The following is a 17,986-nucleotide window of genomic DNA, read 5'->3' as shown; positions in this document are numbered from 1 at the left end:
CGCGATAGACGGCGTGCATGTTAACGGGCAGGCCTGCTTTTGTCATGTCGTCCGTTGGGCTTTTTAAGTGTAGGCAGACGCCTCGCAAGAGGTGGCTTTGTTTACCGTGCAAATTGCATCGCCGCAAAAAGCCATCATTGCAAAATGCAATGCAGGCATTTCGATAAAATATCTTAATTCGTTGTTTTTAAAGGATTTAATTGCCGATAGACTCTTGGCATGCGGGCTGCTTTAGCTGTTCTCGAAGAACAACGGAGGCAAGCCTCATGAACAGCGCCCTTTTACTCTCGATCGCGATCGCTCTGGCGATTCTGTTGGGCTTTCATTTTGTCCCCGAGAGCGGTGTTGAGCCGATTGCTCAACGCATGCCTCATTACCTTCAGGTGCAAAGAACACCTCAACTGGCGGTAATGAGCGATCAGCACAGCTTTGTCAGCCAAGAGGTGAGCCAGGAAGGCATTCTGCTGCCGGCCCAGTCTTCAGAACGTTTAGTATTTTGAATCACCCCATCAGGAGCACCGCATGTCCAAATCAGCCGCAGGTTTTTTCATCCTCGCCTTACTGAGCGGCATTCTTCATCTGTCAGTGGTCCAGGATACGGTCCTTACCCTGCCTTTGATCGCCAGCGGCGTGTTCGGTGCGCTGTTTGTGCTGGCACTGATTGCCGGGCGCAAGATCAAGTTCGATCCGGTACTGCGTTAACCCTCAACAGGTCCAGCAAATTGGCAACTGTGGCGGACAGTTCGCCTGAATTGTCGAGCCGATGGATCCGCGCGTCTCCATTTGAACCCTCTGCCGTGAATAACCCATTGCGGTGCAGCCTCGCTTCAATCTCAGCAAAACTTTCGCGACCACGGCGCAGCAGGCGCTCTCGCAGGACTTCATCCTTGACCGTCAAAAGAACCGGCAACAGCGTTGGATACCGATGCAGCGTCTGAGCCAGATGGCCGCGAGAGCCGTTGACCAAGACATGCCGACCTTCACTGAGCCAATGATCTATTTCGATCGGAATACCGTAATCCAGGCCATTGGCGTTCCAGCACAGCGCGAAATCGCCCTCGACCCTGTGTTGCTCGAACTCTTCCCGCGAAACACCAATCGCATCTTCGCCCACTGATTCGGCCGACCGTGTGATGACCCTACGCACCACTTCACAATTGAGCGTCCGCAACGGCTCTCGAGCGGCTTCGATGAGGCTGTCCTTGCCGGACCCAGAAGGCCCCATCAAGTAAATCAGCCTGCCATCCATCTTGAAATCACCTCGCACTGCATGTTTTCCCCTAGTAAATCGGCCAATTGCCACTATTCTGTACAAGTAAGGAACACTGATCGAATCTGCACAGCATGCGCCTTCAGGCGTCCCGGGACATCACCTGCCGGGCAAGAGGATGCGGTCAGTAATACGGACCTGAGCAAACTTTTCAAACCAGTCCGCATTTCTGATAATTGGTGCTGGCATAACGCCTTTATCCAGTTCAATATTTGTCACAGAATTGACGCCAATGAACTGGCTACTTTGAGGCATGATGCGAGCCTCTATCAATTCAGGTTGAACATTTGGCCAGACCGCTTGTCCTATCAGACATCCTGCGGCCAATCCCGAGAACCGCTCCCCTGAACTAACCGGTTAAATATATGCGCCCATTGAAACAGGCAATTTATTCCAGCCGTACGGCTGACAAGTTCGTCGTACGTCTGCCAGACGGAATGCGTGAACGCATTGCCGAGGTGGCTCGCAATCATCATCGCAGCATGAACTCCGAAATCATCGCGCGCCTTGAGCAAAGCCTTATTCAGGAAGGCGCGCTGGGCGAAGAATTGAGCATGCGCCTGGACAGCCCGGAGCTGTCATTGCACGAACGTGAACTGCTGCAACGCTTCCGCCAACTCTCCCACCGTCAGCAGAACGCTCTTGTTTCGCTGATTGCGCATGATGCCGAAATGGCCGCAGACGCTTCCTGATTTCATCCGAAAGCTCAAGCCAGCTTAATCGCTGGCTTTTTTTTGCCTGAAATTCAGGCATAAAAAACCCGCCGATTGGCGGGTTTTTTATGTCGATAAGTCAGAGCAAGAAGATCGTCGCCAACCCGAGAAAGATGAAGAACCCGCCACTGTCCGTCATGGCGGTGATCATCACACTGGCGCCCATCGCAGGATCACGCCCAAGCCGCGCCAGGGTCATGGGAATCAATACCCCCGCCAATGCCGCCAGCAACAGGTTGAGCGTCATGGCAGCGGTCATCACCACCCCCAGAGACCAACTGCCATACAGCAGATAGGCGACGACGCCGATCACACCACCCCACACCAGGCCATTGATCAGCCCTACCGCCAATTCCTTGCGCATCAGGCGCGAAGTATTGCCGGTACTGACCTGATCCAGCGCCATGGCCCGAACGATCATGGTGATCGTCTGGTTACCCGAGTTGCCACCGATACCTGCCACGATCGGCATCAATGCCGCCAGCGCCACCAGTTTCTCGATGGAGCCTTCGAAAAGACCGATTACCCGGGATGCGATAAACGCGGTAATCAGGTTCACGGCCAACCAGGCCCAACGGTTACGCAGGGATTTCCAGACCGACGCAAAAATATCTTCCTCTTCACGCAGACCTGCCATGTTGAGAACTTCGTTTTCGCTCTCTTCACGAATCAGGTCGACCATTTCGTCGATGGTCAGACGGCCGATCAACTTGCCGTTTTTGTCGACTACGGGCGCCGAGATCAAGTCGTAACGTTCGAACGCCTGAGCAGCGTCATAGGCGTCTTCGTCCGGGTGAAAACTCACCGGGTCACTGGCCATGACGTCAGAAACCTGTTTTTCCGGGTCGTTGACCAGCAAACGCTTGATCGGCAATACGCCCTTGAGCACACCGTCGTAATCGACCACGAACAATTTGTCCGTGTGGCTCGGCAACTCCTTGAGGCGCCGCAGGTAACGCAAAACCACTTCGAGACTGACGTCCTCACGGATCGTCACCATCTCGAAGTCCATCAGCGCACCGACCTGATCCTCGTCGTAGGACAACGCAGAGCGTACGCGCTCACGCTGCTGACCATCGAGGGTTTCCATCAGCTCGTGGACGACGTCTCGCGGCAGCTCGGAGGCCAGGTCAGCAAGTTCGTCGGCGTCCATGTCCTTGGCGGCAGCCAGGAGCTCGTGATCGTCCATGTCGGCGATCAGCGTTTCACGAACCGAATCGGATACTTCGAGCAGAATGTCGCCGTCGCGATCCGCCTTGACCAACTGCCAGAGCGTCAGACGATCGCCCAGCGGCAAGGCTTCAAGGATGTAGGCGACGTCGGCGGAGTGCAGATCATCGAGCTTGCGTTGCAACTCGACGAGGTTTTGCCGGTGAACCAGGTTCTCGACCCGGTCGTGATGCGGACCTTCCTGGCGGTGAGTCAGGTCTTCGACCACCCGCTGACGCTGCAGCAGCTCAACAACTTGAGCGAGGCGGTCTTGCAAGCTTTCCTGCGTTTTCTTTACTTCAACTTCAGACATAGGCGAACTCCACTCCCAGCAGCGGGGCACGCCGGAAGGATCAATCAGTCAATTCATGATTGGAAAAACGGGGTACTGAGTAACTACTGGGTAAGTCCATGGAGGTATTCCACAAGCCCCGGCGGGGCTGACGGACGCAATGATACACCGCCCGACGGTTTAAAACGTTAAAAAATCGCGGCTGAAACAAGCGCTTGCAAGACAAACCTGAGCGCCGCCTGATCCATCAAACTGCGACGACTCATCCTGAAAAGAAAACACACCACGACTGAAAAATGTAACGACTACCCTTGAGATTGACCGTCATGGAGGACGTTTGATGCGATCGAATGCATATTATTTTTTATTGATTACCCTGCTCTGCCCGTCGCCCTGGGCGATTGCCACGACCGTTCACCGCTGCGAGGCGGTCGACGGGCGCATTACCTTCACTACGCTGAGCTGTACGGCCGGAGACAGCCTTTCGCTTCAGGACATCCGCACCTTCACACCAGGCAGCACAAGCGCTCTCATGCCGGAAGCCGGGAATCGCGAAACATCAGGTATGAAAATCAAAAGGAGAGATCCGACTGTTGTCGGCAAGAGCGAGGACAAATGTGGAAACCTGATCAGCGCCAGAGAGCGCCGCGAAGCCATCATCAATCAGCGGGTTGTTGCCGGCATGAGTCAGCAGGATGTCGAGAGCGCCCTTGGCAAGCCAGACAAGATCAGTATTCGCAATTCGGCCACGAGCTACCGTTACGACACCAAGCGAGGTCGTAGCGCGCACGTCGAGTTCGATGAGAGAGGATGCACCAAAGGAAAAGCCAAATCCCAGACGGCAAAAAGCCCGCGTTAAACGCGGGCTTTTTGGTGTTTGGTGCACTCGACAGGATTCGAACCTGTGACCGCTCGGTTCGTAGCCGAGTACTCTATCCAGCTGAGCTACGAGTGCATTTGTGTTTTTATACCAGATCACAACTGGTTGAAGCCAAGTCATTCACATTACTGCAGATGACTCTTAAATGGTGCACTCGACAGGATTCGAACCTGTGACCGCTCGGTTCGTAGCCGAGTACTCTATCCAGCTGAGCTACGAGTGCATTTGTTGCCGCGCATTATAGGCCGTCTAATCTCTATGTCAAACACTTTTTCTAGTAATTTCAAACACTTACCGAAGAAGCTAGATTACAACGTACTACGCAAATAATGGCGGAGAACGGGGGATTCGAACCCCCGACACCCTTTTGAGGTGTACTCCCTTAGCAGGGGAGCGCCTTCGGCCACTCGGCCAGCTCTCCGCAACACGGGGCGTATATTAACCAGCTTCTTCCCCGTTTGCAAACATAAAAAACGATAAAAATTAATGGCTTGGTTCTTCGTCCTTCTCTTTCTTTATACGCAGGTAAATTTCCTCACGGTGGACCGCAACCTCTTTCGGGGCGTTGACACCGATACGCACTTGATTTCCTTTGACGCCGAGCACGGTCACGGTGATTTCGCCATCACCAATAATCAGGCTTTCTGCGCACCGACGAGTCAGAATCAGCATACCTTTCTCCTCACGCATTTCATTTCAGGGACAACAGTCTGCAAAAAAAAGGCACTCGACCTACAACCGGAACGATCGCAGCCCTACATGCCTGAGTATTGACTAGCGCGAGCAAAAGAACAGCCTCGGGTCGCACCATTCAAAAAAACAAAAGGGCGCGGTCAGACCGCGCCCTTCGGTTAACGCATCACTCGCCCTGACGGGCTGGTGCGTCCAGTTCGAAAGCCGTGTGCAGAGCGCGCACAGCCAGTTCCAGATACTTCTCTTCGATCACTACGGAGACTTTGATCTCCGAAGTCGAGATCATCTGGATGTTGATGCTTTCCTTGGCCAGGGATTCGAACATGCGGCTGGCCACACCTGCGTGGGAGCGCATGCCGACACCGACGATCGACACCTTGGCAATCTTGATATCGCCAACGACTTCACGGGCACCGATCTCGCGAGCGGTGTTTTCCAGCACGGTTTGCGCTGCCTGGAAGTCATTGCGATGCACGGTGAAGGTGAAGTCGGTGGTGTTATCGTGCGCAACGTTCTGCACGATCATGTCGACTTCGATGTTCGCGGCGCTGATCGGGCCGAGAATCTTGAATGCAACGCCCGGGGTGTCTGGCACGCCACGGATGGTCAGCTTGGCTTCATCGCGGTTGAAAGCGATGCCGGAAATGATCGGCTGTTCCATGGTTTCCTCTTCATCAATAGTAATGAGGGTGCCCGGACCCTCCTTGAAGCTGTGCAGTACGCGCAGCGGAACGTTGTACTTGCCGGCGAATTCCACCGCACGGATCTGCAACACCTTGGAACCGAGGCTGGCCATTTCCAGCATCTCTTCGAAGGTAATCTTGTCCAGGCGCTGAGCCACGGACACCACACGCGGGTCGGTGGTGTAGACGCCGTCGACATCGGTGTAGATCTGGCATTCGTCAGCCTTCAAGGCTGCCGCCAGCGCCACGCCGGTGGTGTCGGAACCGCCACGACCGAGGGTGGTGATGTTGCCGTGCTCGTCGACGCCCTGGAAACCGGCGACAACAACCACACGACCGGCCTTCAGATCGCCACGAATCTTCTGGTCATCAATCTGCAAGATACGCGCTTTATTGTGCGCACTATCCGTCAGAATCCGCACCTGGTTGCCGGTGTAGGACACCGCTGGCACGCCGCGCTTGATCAGCGCCATGGCCAACAGTGCAATCGTCACCTGCTCACCGGTGGAGACGATCACGTCCAGCTCCCGAGGAACTGGCTGGCCGTCACCACTGATTTGCTTGGCCAGATCGATCAGACGGTTGGTTTCGCCGCTCATTGCAGACAGCACAACCACCAGGTCATCGCCGGCTTCGCGGAATTTCTTAACCTTGTCGGCGACCTGCTCGATTCTCTCGACAGTGCCGACCGAGGTGCCTCCAAATTTCTGTACGATCAAAGCCATTTCAAAGCCGCCTCTGCCCATGAAGGGCGCCCAAATAATCACTCAAACAGCGTTCGGGCCCGCCACTAGACTGCGGGCCGGACACACTGCCTTATAAACCCTGCTCTACAAATGGAACAGTCAGGGCCAATGCCGCATCCAGTGCGCCAGCGTCAGTACCACCGCCTTGCGCCATGTCTGGACGACCACCGCCCTTCCCGCCCACTGCCGCAGCGGCTTGCTTCATCAAATCACCGGCTTTGAGTTGGCCAGTCAGGTCTTTGGTTACGCCTGCAACCAGAACGACCTTTTCCTCATGGACACTGCCGAGCAGGATCACTGCGCGGCCGAGTTTGTTTTTCAGTTGATCGACCAGCGCCAGCAGCGCCTTGCCGTCCTGACCGTCCAGACGCACGGCCAACACTTTCACGCCTTTGACATCCAGGGCAGAAGCCGACAGATCGTCGCCTGCCGCGCTGGCAGCCTTGGCCTGCAACTGCTCGAGCTGCTTCTCCAGCAGACGGTTGCGCTCCAGCACAGCCGACAGCTTGTCGATCAGGTTGTCGCGGCTACCCTTGACCAGGTTGGCCGCTTCCTTGAGTTGTTCTTCAGCAGCGTTCAAGTATGCCAGCGCCGCGGCGCCGGTGACCGCTTCGATACGACGCACGCCGGAAGCCACACCGCCTTCGCTGATAATCTTCAGCAGGCCGATGTCGCCGGTACGATTGGCGTGGATACCACCGCAAAGCTCGACGGAGAAACTACCACCCATGCTGAGTACGCGCACATTGTCGCCGTACTTCTCGCCGAACAGCGCCATGGCGCCCTTCTGCTTAGCGGTTTCGATATCGGTTTCTTCGGTTTCAACTTCGGAGTTCTTGCGAATCTCGGCGTTGACGATGTCTTCCAGCGCCTTCAACTGCTCAGGTTTAATGGCTTCGAAGTGGCTGAAGTCAAAGCGCAGGCGCTGACTGTCGACCAACGAGCCTTTCTGCTGAACGTGATCGCCCAGCACCTGGCGCAATGCTGCGTGCAGCAAATGAGTCGCCGAGTGGTTCAGCGAAGTCGCGTGACGCACTTCGGCATCAACATGAGTTTCTACCGGTGCGCCGATGGTCAGGCTACCCGACGCCAGTACGCCGTGATGCAAGAAGGCGCCACCGGTTTTGGTGGTATCGCGTACGTCAAAGCGTGCGTTGCCGACCTGAAGGTAACCGCAATCGCCAATCTGACCGCCGGATTCGGCGTAGAACGGCGTCTGGTTCAGTACGACCACACCCTCCTCGCCTTCGCTGAGGACGTCGACCGACTGGCCATCTTTATAGAGGCCAACGACTTTCGCCGAACCTTTAGTCGCTTCATAGCCGGTGAATTCGGTGGCTACATCAACCTTGACCAGGCTGTTGTAGTCCATGCCGAAGGAACTGGCGGAACGGGCACGGACGCGCTGAGCTTCCATTTCGCGCTCGAAGCCTTCTTCGTCGATGGTCAGGCTGCGTTCGCGAGCGATGTCGCCGGTCAGGTCCATCGGGAAACCGTAGGTGTCGTAGAGTTTGAACACTACGTCGCCCGGCACCACGTCACCTTTGAGCTCGGCCAGATCCTGCTCGAGGATTTTCAGGCCCTGCTCCAGGGTCTTGGCGAACTGCTCTTCCTCAGCTTTCAGTACGCGCTCGATGTGCGCTTGCTGGGATTTCAGCTCAGGGAAGGCTTCGCCCATCTCGGCGACCAGTGCCGCAACGATCTGGTAGAAGAAGCTGCCCTTGGCGCCCAGCTTGTTGCCGTGACGGCAGGCGCGACGAATGATCCGGCGCAGCACGTAGCCGCGACCTTCGTTGGACGGCAGCACGCCGTCGGCAATCAGGAAACCGCACGAGCGAATGTGGTCGGCGACGACTTTCAAGGAAGCCTGATTGTCGTTGGTGCAGCCGATGGCCTTGGCCGATGCGCTCAGCAGGCTCTGGAACAGGTCGATTTCATAGTTCGAGTGAACGTGCTGCAGCACGGCACTGATCCGCTCCAGGCCCATGCCGGTATCGACCGACGGCGCTGGCAGCGGGTGCAACACGCCATCGGCGGTGCGGTTGAACTGCATGAACACGTTGTTCCAGATTTCAATGTAACGATCGCCGTCTTCTTCCGGCGAGCCCGGTGGGCCGCCCCAGATGTCGGCGCCGTGATCGTAGAAAATCTCGGTGCAAGGACCGCACGGGCCGGTATCGCCCATGGTCCAGAAGTTATCGGAAGCGTACGGCGCGCCTTTGTTGTCACCGATACGAACCATGCGCTCGGCCGGAACGCCGATTTCCTTGGTCCAGATGTCGTAGGCCTCGTCATCGCTGGCGTAGACGGTGACCCAGAGCTTTTCTTTCGGCAGGTTCAGCCACTGGTCGGACGTCAGGAAGTTCCAGGCGTAGGTGATCGCATCGCGCTTGAAGTAATCACCGAAGCTGAAGTTACCCAGCATTTCGAAGAATGTGTGGTGACGGGCGGTATAACCGACGTTTTCCAGGTCGTTGTGCTTGCCGCCGGCGCGCACGCATTTCTGGCTGCTGACGGCGCGGGTGTACGCGCGCTTTTCCTGGCCCAGGAAACAGTCCTTGAACTGGTTCATCCCCGCGTTAGTGAACAGCAGGGTTGGGTCGTTGCCCGGAATCAAAGAGCTGGAGGCTACACGGGTGTGGCCTTGCTCTTCGAAGAAGCGAAGGAAGGCTTCACGGATTTCTGCGCTTTTCATTAGGTTCTTCCACGGAGGCTGCGGCCAAAGGCCTGTGCGAAACGTCAACAGACGAAGCGACGGCAAAGGGCCGCATTATATCGGCCCTGCGCGCGGGGTACAGCGTGTTTATACGATAGAAACAGTCAATTGGACCGCTAACGCTATCAGTTGCGCGAAAAGTCGACGAATGCCGCGACGACCTGCTCGATTTGAGCGCGGCTGACGTCCATGTGCGTGACCATGCGCAGGCGGCCAGCAGCACTGAGTTTGATCCCGCGTTCGGCGGCAAACGCCTTGATGGCTTCGGCCTTGTCGCCCATTTGCACGTAAACCATGTTGGTCTGCACCGGCTCGACCTCGTACCCCGCGGCTCGCAAGCCTTCGGCCAGCAACTGCGCATTGGCGTGGTCGTCAGCCAGACGCTGAACATGGTTATCCAGCGCGTACAAACCTGCTGCTGCCAGAATCCCGGCCTGGCGCATGCCACCGCCAACCATCTTGCGTAGACGTCGTGCCTTACCGATCAACTCGACCGAGCCGCACAGCACCGAACCGATCGGCGCGCCCAGGCCTTTGGACAGGCAGACCGAGACGGAATCAAAGTGCTGAGTAATTTCCCAGGCATCGACACCCAATTTGACCGCCGCGTTGTACAGCCGCGCGCCGTCCAGGTGCAACTGCAACCCATGTTCACGGGTAAAGCTTCGAGCCCGCGCCAGATACTCCAGCGGCAAAACCTTGCCCTGCATGGTGTTTTCCAGCGCCAGCAAACGGGTGCGGGCGAAGTGGAAATCATCCGGTTTGATCGCCGCCGCGACGTGCGCCAGGTCCAGCGAGCCATCGGCCAGCACTTCCAGTGGCTGTGGCTGGATCGAACCCAGCACCGCCGCACCGCCGCCTTCGTACTTATAGGTGTGAGCCTGCTGGCCGACGATGTATTCGTCACCGCGTTCGCAGTGGGCCATCAAACCCAGCAGATTACTCATGGTGCCCGTCGGCACAAACAGCGCCGCGGCAAAACCCAGCCGTTTCGCCAATTCGGCTTCCAGTCGATTGACCGTCGGATCTTCCCCGTAAACGTCGTCACCGGTGGCCGCGCTGGCCATCGCGTCGAGCATCCCGGCGGACGGTTGGGTGACGGTGTCGCTGCGAAGATCGATAACGCTCATGAATCTGGCCTCGGTTTGCAGGGGAAAATCCCTTTCAGTCAGGAGTTACTGCGGTCATGCAGACGAATAATCAACCCTTCGGTAGGAAAAGGCTTTCTGAACCGACGAAAAAGTCGATAGCAATCATCAGATAGCAGCAATGCACAGGTGAGAAATATGTGTTAAAAACGCTTCGCCGCCAAACAATCTGGCGGCAAAACGTTCTCAGGGCGGGGTGCAACTCCCCACCGGCGGTAATTGCGCGCAATGCGCATAGCCCGCGAGCGCTTGGCGACAGGCACGGCAATGGCTGTGATGGCGACAAGGTCAGCAGACCCGGTGTGATCCCGGGGCCGACGGTCATAGTCCGGATGAAGAGAGAACGGGATTGGCGCCAAAGGGCCGTCCGCAGGCATTCGTGCGAGCGTGCGTACCCTTAAATCCCATTCGATTCATATGCCCTGTTTTTTACATAAACAGGAGTCAGAACATGCAACCCACCGCAATCGATAGCAAAAGCAAAAACCATCAGGGCGAGCGCGTTGCGTTCATCCAGGCCTGCTGGCACAAGGAAATCGTCGATCAGAGCCGTAAAGGCTTTGTGGCCGAAATGATTGCTCAGGGTTATCAGGAATCGGAGATCGACTTCTTCGAAGTCGGCGGCGCCTTTGAAATTCCGTTGCACGCCAAGCTGCTGGCCAAGTCCGGTCGTTATGCCGGCATCGTCGCGGCGGGCCTGGTGGTCGACGGCGGGATCTACCGCCACGAATTCGTCGCCCAGTCGGTGATCAGCGGGCTGATGCAGGTTCAGCTGGAAACCGAAGTGCCGGTGTTCTCGGTAGTCCTGACCCCGCACCACTTCCATGCCGGCGAAGAACATCAGAAGTTCTTCTTCGAGCATTTCGTGCATAAAGGCCAGGAAGCGGCGAAAACTTGCGCGGATACGCTGCACAAGATGCGTGCGTTGCGTCGTAGCGAGCCTCGCGCGGTAGCCGTCTAGTTGAATGATCGTTCCCACGCTCTGCGTGGGAATGCCTCAATAGACGCTCTGCGTCCGCTGTTGGGACGCAGAGCGTCCCGGGCTGCATTCCCACGCAGAGCGTGGGAACGATCGTCAGGCGAGGTTTTCGTCGGTAGTCGGCACAATCAGGATGCCGGCACGCAATCCATTCTTGACCTTGGGGTTCGGGAAAATGATCCGGGCGCCCTCTTCCTCGATGATCCAACGCGTCTGGGCGATGTCTTCGGCCAGCAGGTAACCCACTTCCAACTCCGAAAAGTTCTCGATGTCCGCTGGCAGGTTCAAGCGGAAGCTATCGCTGTGCTTGATGATTTCTCGCGCCACGCTAAACAGCTGCAAACCGTCCAGCGCCTCTTCGGTCTGGGCCGGCTCGTTGCCTTCGATAATCTGTTTGAGGCGGGTTTCCAATAGATCAACGTTGACCCCGTCGTTCTGCCCGAATGGCCGCGCCTTACCCAGTTCTAGCGTGAAAGCCTCCGCACCGAGCTTGTCGTAGGTGTAGGAGCTGAAAACGATGGACGGCTTGTTCTGCAGCAGCACCGCCTCCATGCCGGCGGCGCGCAGGCGCGCCAGCTCCAGGCGTGAATGCTGGCGACCTTCTTTCCAGGGATACAGCGCGAACTGCTCGATTTTCGAGCCGCGAATGGCCGTGTGCAGGTCGTAGTGCAGACGATTGCGATCCGGCAGGCTGAAGAAACTCGCTGCCAGCCGCTCCAGTTCACAGGCGCGCAGGGCTTCGGAACCGCTGGTTTGTTCGTGACGGCCGTTGAACAGCCGGTTGACGTCCTGCTCGACGAAACGCTCGCCCTTGCGAATCGCTTCGGGGTTGCCGAACAGGAACAGAATGCGTGCGCGCGGTTTCAAGTCGCCGCGGGCGATGTCATGCAACAGGCGATCGAGCAACTCGATCGGGGCTGTTTCGTTGCCATGGATGCCGGCCGATAGCAGCAGGTCCAGGCCATTATCGCGAGCTTCAGGTGGCCGGACTTCCAGCGCACCTTCGCTCAACCAGCGCATGCGCACGCCTTCGACAGTCAGTTGAGTCTTCTCCGCCGGTTCGCGGCCGGCGAGGGTCAGTTCAAGCAATTTGCCGAGGGCGAGCATAGAGCGATTTCCTTAGTGGTCGTGTGCGCAATCCGGGCCGTGCACGTGGTCTTCGTCACCGACTTCAGCCGGTTCCATTTCCAGTTGCAGACTTACCAGATTAGTCGCCAATGGGCGCAGCAGCAGGTTTGCGTATTCAGCGTCACCTTCTTCGACGTCCACGCCGATCAGCAGTTGGCCGCGGCCGTCCTGCTGGATCCACAGCTCTTTGCCTTGCCACATGACCGCGACGCGGGTGCAGGAAGTTTCCAGTTGCGTGCCGTCGGTGTCTTCAAGGATCAGCTGCAGGGTATCGCTCATGTTTTTTACGCTCTCGACGTTCAATTGATCTGAAATGGATAAACCGCGCCCAGTTTAAGGATTTGCGTCAGTTCATCCAGTGCCGTCCGGCACTCAAGCAGCAATTGCGGGTCCGCGAGATCGTTTTCGGTCATGCGGTCGCGGTAGTGCTTGTCGACCCATTCGGTCAGCGTGCCGTACAACGGTGCCGTCATGATAACCCCTGGGTTGACGGCCGCCAGTTCGGTTTCGTTGAGCGCGACGCGCAGTCGCAGGCAAGCCGGGCCACCGCCGTTCTGCATGCTCTGCTTCAAATCGAACACTTTAACTTCGCGGATCAGGCCGCCGGAGCTGGTCAAACCTTGCAGGTACTGCCAGACACGCTCATTGCCACGGCATTCTTCCGGCACGATCAACAGCATCGAGCCGTCAGGACGCGACAGCAGTTGGCTATTGAACAGGTAGGAACGAACGGCATCTTCCACGGTTACCGCGGAACGCGGTACGCAGACTGACTGAAATTTCCCACCGACTTTGGCGAGTTTGCTTTGCAGTTCAGCAAGCATCTGCTCGGTGTCGAGGAACGCGTCCTCGTGATAGAACAGCACCTCGCCATTACCCACCGCGATCACATCGTTGTGGAACACGCCCTGATCGATCACCGAAGGGTTCTGCTGAGCGTAGACCACACCGTCATCGCTCAGACCGTGCAGACGGGCAACCGCCTGGGAGGCCTCGAGGGTCTGGCGGGCCGGGTATTTCTGCGGTGCCGGGTAACGGGTGTCAAACGCGCTGCGACCGAACACGAAGAACTCGACGCCCGCTTCGCCGTATTCACGGCAGAAACGGGTGTGGTTGGCTGCGCCTTCGTCACCGAACTGCGCCACAGCCGGCAATGCCGCGTGGTGAGCGAAGTGCTTCTGATCAGCGAACATGGCGCCCAGCACGCGGCTGGTGGTCGGGTGTTCGATGCTGCGGTGATATTTGCAGTTCAGGTTGGCCGCAGTGAAATGCACACGGCCATCCGCGGTGTCGGCGCTCGGGCTGACGGTGGCGGCGTTGGCCACCCACATGCTCGACGCCGAGCAGCTGGCCACCAGCAACGGCATTGCATCTTTAGCCGCCTGCTCGATCACCTGAGCGTCGGTGCCGCTGAAACCCAAACGACGCAGGGCTGCCACGTCCGGGCGTTCCTGTGGTGCCAGCACGCCCTGTTGAAAGCCCATTTCCATCAGCGATTTCATTTTCGCCAGGCCTTGCAGCGCGGCTTCCTTCGGGTTCGAAGACTGCTGGCTATTGCTCTGGGACGCGACGTTGCCGTAGGACAAACCGCCGTAGTTATGGGTCGGCCCCACTAGACCGTCAAAATTGACTTCATAGGATTTCATCAGCGAGGCTCCACGAATCTGTTTTTTATAGGCATCAGTAAAATGACTGGAATGCGGTCTGTGTAGCAGCTGCCGAAGGCTGCGTTCGGCTGCGAAGCAGTCGCGATTGCGGTATCCATGATTCTGATTCAGAAACACGGTGTATCGATTCAACGACTGCTGCGCAGCCGAACGCAGCCTTCGGCAGCTGCTACATAAGTCCTACGAAAGCTTCACGCCTGGCGTCAACGTATTCGGCAAGGTCAGGCTCGGCGTTTCCAGCGAAGCAACCGGGTACGCGCAGTAATCTGCCGCGTAGTAGGCGCTGGCGCGGTGGTTGCCCGAGGCGCCGACACCGCCGAATGGCGCGCTGCTCGCAGCACCGGTCAGCTGTTTGTTCCAGTTGACGATGCCAGCACGGCTTTCCAGCCAGAACTGCTGATAACGCGCTTCGGAATCCGACAGCAGACCGGCCGCCAGGCCATAGTCAGTGTCGTTGGCTTCAGCGATCGCCGCCTCAAAATCAGCGTAGCGGATCACTTGCAGCAGTGGGCCGAACAGCTCTTCGTCAGGGCGATCAGCCACTGCCGTGACGTCCAGAATGCCTGGGGTCAGCAAGGCGGCTTGAGCTTGAGGTTGAGTCATTTCCAGCAATGCTACTGCGCCGTTACCCAGCAGATGTTCCTGCGCATCCATCAGTGCTTTCGCAGCGCCGAGGGAAATCACCGAGCCCATGAACGGTGCCGGTTGCTGATCAAACGCGCCGACTTCAATCGTACGGCTGACCGCGACCAGACGCGTCAGCAGTGTGTCGCCCCAGGCGCCCTGCGGCACCAGCAAGCGGCGTGCACAGGTGCAACGCTGACCGGCGGAAATGAACGCCGACTGAATGATGGTGTAAACGGCAGCATCGAGGTCTGCGACCTGATCAACGACCAGCGGGTTGTTACCGCCCATTTCCAGCGCGAGGATCTTGTCCGGACGACCGGCAAACTGTTGATGCAGGTGATTGCCGGTGCGGCTGGAGCCGGTGAAGAACAAGCCATCGATGCCCGGGTTCGCCGCCAGGGCGATACCGGTTTCACGAGCGCCTTGCAGCAGGTTCAACACGCCTGCCGGCAGACCGGCTTCGATCCAGCACTTGACCGTCAGTTCGGCGACTTTCGGCGTCAGCTCGCTTGGTTTGAACAGCACGCTATTACCGGCCAGCAGCGCTGGCACGATGTGACCGTTCGGCAAGTGACCCGGGAAGTTGTAAGGCCCGAATACCGCAACCACGCCATGTGGCTTGTGGCGCAACACGGCGGTGGCGTCGCCCAACGGGCCGCTCTTCTCGCCGGTACGTTCGCGGTAGCTCTGCACCGAGATCGCAATCTTGTTGACCATGCTGGTGACTTCGGTCGCCGCTTCCCACAACGGCTTGCCGGTTTCCTCACCGATGGTGCGAGCCAGTTCGTCAGCATTGTTCTTCAGCGCGGCGGCAAAGGCCTCCAGCACGGTGATGCGCTCTTCCAGGGTGCGCCGGGCCCAGCTCGGGAATGCCTGGCGCGCGGCTTGCACGGCCGATTCAACCTGAGCAGTGGTAGCGCCTTCGCCGGCCCACAGCACTTGCTGGGTTACCGGGTTCAGCGACTGAAAGGCTTCACCCTGGCCGGCCAGCCATTCACCTGCGATGTATAGCGAATTCATTATTTCGACTCCCTGGCAGCGGACAACGGAACGGCGCGCACTTGATCGCCGGCGTTGAGTTGAAGACGTTTGGCGGTCAGCGGATCGACCACCAGCGTACCGGCGGCGAAACGTGCAGGAGCAGCAGTGATCCGGCAGTCTTCGCGCTTGCGGTTATGAATCAGGAACGGAGTGGCGTCGTCACCCGGCGTGCCGATGGCCAGCACCAGCGCCTGGCTGTCGCGCACTGCGCGGATCTTGCCGGTTTCGCACTCCACCGCAGGACCGGCGTCGAAGATGTCGACGTAGCCTTGATAGCTGAAGCCTTCGCTTTTGAGCATGGCCAACGCCGGCTCGGTGTCCGGATGAACCTGGCCGATCACGTTGCGCGCATCTTCCGACAGGAAGCAGGTGTACAACGGGAATTTCGGCATCAGTTCGGCGATGAACGCCTTGTTGCCCACGCCGGTCAGGTAGTCAGCCTGGCTGAATTCCATCTTGAAGAAGTGACGCCCCAGGCTTTCCCAGAACGGCGAACGCCCGGCTTCGTCGGACATGCCGCGCATCTCGGCGATGATCTTGTTGCCGAACAGCTGCGGGAACTCGGCGATGAACAGCATCCGCGCTTTGGCCAGCATGCGACCGTTGAGGCCCGTGCGGTAGTCGGCGTGCAGGAACAGCGAGCACAGCTCGGAATTGCCGGTCAGGTCGTTGGCCAGAAACAGCGTCGGGATTTCGCGGTAGATGTTCAGCTCTTGCGAAGCGCTGACCGTCAAGCCAACCCGGAAGTTGTACCAAGGCTCACGCAGACCAACGGCGCCGGCAATAGCGGAAATACCCACCACGCGGCCGTCATCGTCTTCGAGCACGAACAGGTAATCCGCATCGCCCCGCCCGGCTTCGCCGCGGAAGGTCTTCTCGGCCCAGCCGACCCGATGGGCCAGACGTTCCTCATTGGCCGGCAAGGTGGTCAGGCCGGTGCCGGTGCTGCGGGCCAGGTCGATCAGAGCGGGTAAATCGCTGCTGCGTACGGGACGAACGATCATGCTATCTCCTCAAACGGGCCGCTTGCGCCACCCGTGAAACTCGCTGCTTTTTAGGCATTCTTTCCAAGCATTCTTTCCAGGCGTAGCAGCAGGTGTTAAACCGCCACCAGGCGCACGCTGGCACCTTCACCGACACCCAGGGCTTCGGCCGCCTCAAGATCCAGGGTCACGGGTTTGCCCGGCGCGTAATCGAGCTCAAGCAAAACGGCGCGGTAATCCTGCAACTGGGCGTTGGCCACCAGGTACTGACGACCGGCACCTTTGACCGGCTCGCCGATTTTCACCGGGACTACTCGGCTCTGGGCGATCGAACGGATCCCCGAGACTCGGGCGTGCAGGGTCGGGCCGCCGTCGAAAATGTCGATGTAGTGATCGGTCTCGAAGCCTTCGCGCATCAGTATGTCGAAGGTGATCTGCGCCCGTGGGTGCACCTGGCCCATCGCCTCTTGAGCGGAGTCCGGCAGCAGCGGCACATAGATCGGGTAATGCGGCATCAGCTCGGCCAGGAACGTCCGGCTCTTCAGACCGCACAGACGCTCGGCAGCGGCGTAGTTGAGGTCGAAGAAATTACGACCGATGGCATCCCAGAACGGCGAATCACCGTTTTCATCGCTGTAACCAACGATCTCGGTCACCACAGAATCGGCGAAACGCTCCGGATGGCTGGCCACGAACAACAAGCGACCCCGGGAGTTGAGCTCCGACCAGGCCGATCCCACCAGCTCCGGCAGCACGTAGAAACTGGTCAGCAAACTGTTGCCGGTCAGGTCGTGGCACTGGGAGAGCACGTGGATCTTGTTATGAATCTTCAGCTCGCGGGAGGCGTGCACAAAGGTTTCATTACGAAAGCTGTAGAACGGCTCGGAATAACCGGCCGACGCAACGATGGCCGAGCAGCCCACCAGTTTGCCGGTGGCGGTGTCTTCGAGGACGAAGAAATAGCTCTCTTCACCGTTGAAGCTGACTTCGGCGGCGAACGAGGCTTCGCTTGCCGCGATCTTGTCGCTCAGGCGTTCAACGTCATCCGGCAAGGAAGTGACACCAATCGGGCTGTCCGCAGCCAGACGCTGTACCTCGCCCAGATCAGCCATTTGCGCGGGGCGCATCACCAGCATGGTGTCACTCCTTACTTAACTTCAGGTTGGCGATTTGCGCCAACTCGGGGAAAAAAATGCCGGGCAGGCCCGGCA

At 58.2% G+C, this 17,986-nt stretch carries 18 protein-coding genes, 3 tRNA genes and 1 riboswitch; of the genes, 5 read left to right on the top strand and 16 right to left on the bottom strand.

The features are described from left to right. Positions 1-266 precede the first annotated feature (266 nt). Positions 267-500, top strand: a complete 234-nt coding sequence (locus ACMXYI_RS13980; protein WP_415773638.1) for a hypothetical protein — start codon at positions 267-269, stop codon at positions 498-500. Positions 501-522: 22 nt separating this feature from the next. After that, positions 523-702 (top strand): PA3371 family protein, encoded by a 180-nt coding sequence (locus ACMXYI_RS13975; RefSeq protein WP_056741414.1) that lies wholly within the window; start codon positions 523-525, stop codon positions 700-702. Here ACMXYI_RS13975 and phnN read toward each other — a convergent pair. After that, the gene (phnN, locus tag ACMXYI_RS13970; RefSeq protein WP_415773637.1) at positions 677-1,249 is read right to left on the bottom strand and encodes a phosphonate metabolism protein/1,5-bisphosphokinase (PRPP-forming) PhnN; all 573 of its coding nucleotides are present in this window, start codon (positions 1,247-1,249) and stop codon (positions 677-679) included. The two genes, ACMXYI_RS13975 and phnN, sit on opposite strands and share 26 nt — an antisense overlap. A gap of 120 nt (positions 1,250-1,369) precedes the next feature. Beyond that, positions 1,370-1,525, bottom strand: a complete 156-nt coding sequence (locus tag ACMXYI_RS13965; RefSeq protein WP_415757533.1) for a hypothetical protein — start codon at positions 1,523-1,525, stop codon at positions 1,370-1,372. 110 nt (positions 1,526-1,635) lie between these two features. Between ACMXYI_RS13965 and ACMXYI_RS13960 the strand changes: the two genes are divergently transcribed. After that, positions 1,636-1,962, top strand: coding sequence for an Arc family DNA-binding protein (locus ACMXYI_RS13960; RefSeq protein WP_003178899.1), 327 nt, complete (start codon positions 1,636-1,638; stop codon positions 1,960-1,962). Between the two features lie 100 nt (positions 1,963-2,062). Here the strand turns inward: ACMXYI_RS13960 and mgtE are convergent, their stop codons facing one another. Beyond that, the gene (gene mgtE / locus ACMXYI_RS13955; RefSeq protein ID WP_415773636.1) at positions 2,063-3,505 is read right to left on the bottom strand and encodes a magnesium transporter; all 1,443 of its coding nucleotides are present in this window, start codon (positions 3,503-3,505) and stop codon (positions 2,063-2,065) included. A 319-nt stretch (positions 3,506-3,824) separates the two neighbouring features. On the opposite strand from mgtE, the gene ACMXYI_RS13950 reads away from it, so the two are divergent. Continuing rightward, positions 3,825-4,343, top strand: a complete 519-nt coding sequence (locus ACMXYI_RS13950) for a cell envelope protein SmpA (protein ID WP_415773634.1) — start codon at positions 3,825-3,827, stop codon at positions 4,341-4,343. Positions 4,344-4,362: 19 nt separating this feature from the next. Here ACMXYI_RS13950 and ACMXYI_RS13945 read toward each other — a convergent pair. From ACMXYI_RS13945 to ltaE, 7 genes are all read right to left on the bottom strand, one after another. Beyond that, positions 4,363-4,439 (bottom strand) — tRNA-Arg (locus tag ACMXYI_RS13945). Between the two features lie 71 nt (positions 4,440-4,510). Further along, positions 4,511-4,587, bottom strand: a tRNA-Arg gene (locus tag ACMXYI_RS13940). A gap of 107 nt (positions 4,588-4,694) precedes the next feature. Further along, positions 4,695-4,785 (bottom strand) — tRNA-Ser (locus tag ACMXYI_RS13935). Between the two features lie 62 nt (positions 4,786-4,847). After that, positions 4,848-5,036, bottom strand: coding sequence for a carbon storage regulator CsrA (gene csrA / locus ACMXYI_RS13930; protein WP_002554426.1), 189 nt, complete (start codon positions 5,034-5,036; stop codon positions 4,848-4,850). A gap of 187 nt (positions 5,037-5,223) precedes the next feature. Further along, positions 5,224-6,465 (bottom strand): aspartate kinase, encoded by a 1,242-nt coding sequence (locus tag ACMXYI_RS13925; RefSeq protein ID WP_247291923.1) that lies wholly within the window; start codon positions 6,463-6,465, stop codon positions 5,224-5,226. Between the two features lie 91 nt (positions 6,466-6,556). Continuing rightward, the gene (gene alaS, locus ACMXYI_RS13920; RefSeq protein ID WP_415773633.1) at positions 6,557-9,181 is read right to left on the bottom strand and encodes an alanine--tRNA ligase; all 2,625 of its coding nucleotides are present in this window, start codon (positions 9,179-9,181) and stop codon (positions 6,557-6,559) included. Between the two features lie 146 nt (positions 9,182-9,327). Continuing rightward, entirely contained in the window at positions 9,328-10,332 is a 1,005-nt protein-coding gene (gene ltaE / locus ACMXYI_RS13915) for a low-specificity L-threonine aldolase (protein ID WP_415773632.1), read from the bottom strand. A 196-nt stretch (positions 10,333-10,528) separates the two neighbouring features. After that, a riboswitch (FMN riboswitch) is annotated at positions 10,529-10,699 on the top strand. Between the two features lie 102 nt (positions 10,700-10,801). Between ltaE and ACMXYI_RS13910 the strand changes: the two genes are divergently transcribed. Then, positions 10,802-11,311 carry a 6,7-dimethyl-8-ribityllumazine synthase gene (locus ACMXYI_RS13910; RefSeq protein WP_007943897.1) on the top strand — a complete coding sequence of 170 codons (510 nt, stop codon included), beginning with the start codon at positions 10,802-10,804 and terminating at the stop codon, positions 11,309-11,311. A gap of 114 nt (positions 11,312-11,425) precedes the next feature. On the opposite strand, the gene astE is transcribed toward ACMXYI_RS13910, so the two are convergent. The 6 genes from astE to aruF form a co-directional block, all read right to left on the bottom strand. Then, entirely contained in the window at positions 11,426-12,436 is a 1,011-nt protein-coding gene (astE, locus tag ACMXYI_RS13905; protein ID WP_415773631.1) for a succinylglutamate desuccinylase, read from the bottom strand. A 12-nt stretch (positions 12,437-12,448) separates the two neighbouring features. Next, positions 12,449-12,736 (bottom strand): hypothetical protein, encoded by a 288-nt coding sequence (locus ACMXYI_RS13900; protein ID WP_033056735.1) that lies wholly within the window; start codon positions 12,734-12,736, stop codon positions 12,449-12,451. Positions 12,737-12,756: 20 nt separating this feature from the next. Then, positions 12,757-14,103 (bottom strand): N-succinylarginine dihydrolase, encoded by a 1,347-nt coding sequence (gene astB, locus ACMXYI_RS13895; protein ID WP_076028317.1) that lies wholly within the window; start codon positions 14,101-14,103, stop codon positions 12,757-12,759. A 201-nt stretch (positions 14,104-14,304) separates the two neighbouring features. Next, positions 14,305-15,774, bottom strand: coding sequence for a succinylglutamate-semialdehyde dehydrogenase (gene astD / locus ACMXYI_RS13890; protein WP_415773896.1), 1,470 nt, complete (start codon positions 15,772-15,774; stop codon positions 14,305-14,307). Next, positions 15,771-16,796: an arginine N-succinyltransferase gene (gene astA, locus ACMXYI_RS13885; protein ID WP_008154313.1), complete on the bottom strand. Its 1,026-nt coding sequence runs from the start codon at positions 16,794-16,796 to the stop codon at positions 15,771-15,773. Before astA ends, astD begins: the two co-directional genes overlap by 4 nt. Positions 16,797-16,891: 95 nt before the next feature. After that, a complete protein-coding gene (aruF, locus tag ACMXYI_RS13880) occupies positions 16,892-17,911 on the bottom strand; it encodes an arginine/ornithine succinyltransferase subunit alpha (RefSeq protein ID WP_008154316.1) in 1,020 nt (339 codons plus the stop codon). Positions 17,912-17,986: the final 75 nt, after the last annotated feature.

It is taken from the genome of Pseudomonas lyxosi, assembly GCF_047758685.1.
Classification (GTDB): domain Bacteria; phylum Pseudomonadota; class Gammaproteobacteria; order Pseudomonadales; family Pseudomonadaceae; genus Aquipseudomonas; species Aquipseudomonas lyxosi.
Note: the sequence above shows the minus strand (reverse complement) of the source record. Positions and strands in the feature narration are given on the sequence as shown.